The organism is SAR324 cluster bacterium (genome assembly GCA_029245725.1).
Lineage (GTDB): Bacteria > SAR324 > SAR324 > SAR324 > NAC60-12 > JCVI-SCAAA005.
Genome location: JAQWOT010000249.1, coordinates 1 through 3200 on the forward strand (window position 1 = coordinate 1; position 3200 = coordinate 3200).

Consider the following 3200-nt stretch of genomic DNA (forward strand, 5'->3'; position numbering starts at 1 on the left):
CCAACCGTTTTTACAGGTTCCATGGTAGCCAGAGATTCCTCACCACCCATTAGAACGGGCCATCGTCCAACAGCTTCTCCAAATTCACCATGGCAGTAAGCGCACTTGGTTTGATAGAGTTTCTCTCCTTGGAGGACGGTTCCTTTAGCATCAGGTAAGTTACTGCCATCTGGTCCGACGCTGATATCCCAACCAGCAATTTCCTTGTCTGTGGCAATGCGCCCAAGCTTGTATTGCAGAGGCTCTGCAAGCAGAGGAGAGACCAGTAACAAGCTGCCTAGAAATCCTCCAATAAACTTAGCCGAGTTGAACATTCTTAATCCCCCCATTTGTGTCGATTTCCCAAGTGTAAATACTGTTCTTATGATAGATCGAGTTTACTCCACGAACCTTACGTAGCTGCGCAAGCGTCGGCTGGACGTATCCAGTTTCATCTATCGCTCGGCTTTGCAACTGAGTTTTCTCCCCGTTCCACTGCCAGGGGATTCGGAAGCGTGTCAGGCACTTGCTCATCACGGGTTCTTGTAGCTTGGCAGTTTTCCAGTTGCGACCCCCATCCACAGAGACATCTACCTTCTTGATCTTGCCACGGCCTGACCAAGCCAAACCAGTGATTTCATGGAAGCCCTTATGGCTCATCTGTTGGCCTGCTGAGGGATAAGTGATGCAGGAGTTGGTTTCTTGTACAAAAGTAAATTGGCGGGCAGTACCGTCCTCCATCAGATCTGTATATTTCGAAGTCTCCTCACGTGTCATCCATGGAGCTGTCCCAACCTTGAGACGTCGAATCCACTTGATGTTCATGTTGCCCTCAAAACCTGGTACCAAGAGACGAATGGGATAGCCCTGCTCAGGACGAAGTCGCTCACCGTTTTGAGCCCAACAGATCATCGTGTCATCCATCATTTTTTCCATCGGAATGGAACGATCCATTGCTCCACCATCAGCACCCTCTGCAAGCACCCAAGTACCTTTTGGATCCACACCAACCTCATCCATTAGAGTGGAGACCTTGACTCCGGTCCATTCACAGCAACTGACCATTCCATGTGTAAACTGAACGGACTCCATTTGTGCACCCTTCCATTCCATTCCTCCGTTTGCGGGGCATTCGATGAAATGAATGTGTGATTCACTTGGGAAGCGCATGAGCTCCTCCATCGTAAACATCAAGGGGTACTTGACCATTCCATGAATGATCAGCCGATGCTCGTTCGGATTGATACTCGGTACTCCACCATGATGCCGCTCGAAGTGTAGCCCGTTTGGAGTGATGATGCCATGCAGATCCTGCAGTGGTGTGAAGTTGATCGAAGATTGGGTTGAAGATGTTAACCAGCCTACATTTCGCCGTACGACATGGGCCTCATGGGGTGAGGGGCTACCATAGGGTTTTTCGGTAACTCCTGGACCAAGCATCTGGGACCAAATAGGCTTGTTTGGCGGGAGATTCGCCGGATTGACTTCAGCAAATGCTTGGGTTGCACCTGCACTTGCCGCTGCAACCGCGCCACCAGCAACCAAAGACTTCTGTAGAAAGCTTCGACGGTCCAATTGTTCGTTTGTTTCAATAGAGATTTCATCAGTTTTGGGTTTTGCCATTTTTTCGCCTGGAAAAGATATGCTCACGACAATGGTTAAATTTGGAAGAATCTTAAAGAACAATACCAGGATTGTTCTCAACACCTTTTAATTTGGGAATATTAGGCTCAACATCCTTGATTACTTTCTTGTCCCGCAAGTAGTCTGAGACCACTTCCCAGATCTGCTTGCCTTCCAGTGGAGCCGCCACGCTGGCCCAACCGCCAACAGGATAGTTTTTGCTTGGATCCAGAGGCTGCCCATTCAATTCCAGATCTGAAATGCGGCTACCCATCTTTGCGTTCGGATCCAGAGAGTACTGAAGGCCACCCACACGAACCATGTCACCGCCCTGTTGGTAATAGGGATCCGCATTGAACAGGTTGTCCGCAACATCTTCGAGGATCGTCTTGATCTGCTCTCCACTGAGTTCATTGCGGGACACAGTTCCATAAGTCATCGCAGTCTGAGTCATCACCTCATCGAAGGTTATGGGCTGTCCGGGTAGTATGGAAACACCCCAGCGGAAACCTGGAGAGAAGGCAATTGGGGCGTTCAATTCCTGCATCAAGGCATCGCAGATCACCTGGTCAAAGGTTCCATTAAAGTTGCCTCGACGATAGAGGGTGTCTTCCGTCACAGCCAGCTGTTCATTCAGTTGCAGCTCATAGGGTTCACGAACAGACTGGATGTAGGCGGTCATTTCAGCATCTGCAGGCAATAACTCTGAGAATACTGGTAAGAGCTTGTAGCGGAAATCTTGGACCTTGCCATCCTGAACATCCAGATCCAGCACAGAGAGGAACTTGCTGTTCGAACCAGAGTTGATCACCATTGTGTGATCACCATCCGGGTTCTTGATATGAATTGGCTGGGGTACTCCATCATGAGTATGACCGCCCATGATCGCATCAATTCCTGAAACTCGGCTGGCCATCTTCAGATCGACATCCATCCCGTTGTGGGAGAGGACAATCACTACCTCGGCACCCTCATCACGAGCCTCATTGACTCTTTCCTGCATCTCCATGTCACGAATACCAAAGCTCCACTCTGGGATCATGTAGCGGGGATTGGCAATCGGAGTGTAGGGGAAAGCTTGACCAATAATTGCGACAGCATGGCCATTGATCTCTCTGATCACATAGGCAGGAAAGACTGGATCTTCGAAATCTGTATCACGGACGTTCTGGGCTACGAACTCCAGATTTGCATCGGCTAGGTCATTTTCGATGATCTCTTGCACCCTCTCTGCACCATAGGTAAATTCCCAGTGGGCTGTCATCACATTGACTCCCAGTTTGATCTGGGCATCAACCATGTCCTGTGCATTTGTCCAAAGCGAGGTCGCTGAACCCTGCCAGGTGTCACCGCCGTCCAACAACAATGCACCTGGGCGTTCAGCTCGGAGCTGATCGACGAGGGACTTCAAATGAGCGAATCCTCCAACACGACCATATTTTTCGGCAGCTTCTACAAAATTCAGATAACTAAATGCATAGGCTTCCGGTGAGTTGGCCGGAATGCCAAAATGCTTCAGCAAGTACTCACCCACCAAGTGAGGGGGATTGCCAAACATGTCAGCGATACCCAAGTTGATATGGGGTTCCCGGAAGTAA

The 3200-nt window shown here is 49.7% G+C and carries 3 protein-coding genes; all 3 read right to left on the minus strand.

The window, feature by feature from the left end; genetic code table 11:
* On the minus strand, positions 1–314 hold a 314-nt coding region (locus P8O70_14010), incomplete at its 3' end, for a cytochrome c (protein ID MDG2197973.1).
* The gene (soxC, locus tag P8O70_14015; GenBank protein ID MDG2197974.1) at positions 298–1602 is read right to left on the minus strand and encodes a sulfite dehydrogenase; all 1305 of its coding nucleotides are present in this window, start codon (positions 1600–1602) and stop codon (positions 298–300) included. The genes soxC and P8O70_14010, both read right to left, overlap by 17 nt.
* Positions 1603–1654: 52 nt before the next feature.
* Positions 1655–3200: thiosulfohydrolase SoxB (soxB, locus tag P8O70_14020; GenBank protein ID MDG2197975.1), on the minus strand; the 1546-nt coding region annotated here is incomplete at its 5' end.

Coding starts and splice junctions, on each gene's coding strand:
- soxC (MDG2197974.1), bottom strand. CDS start 1,602: ATGGCAAAACCCAAAACTGATGAAATCTCTATTGAAACAAACGAACAA.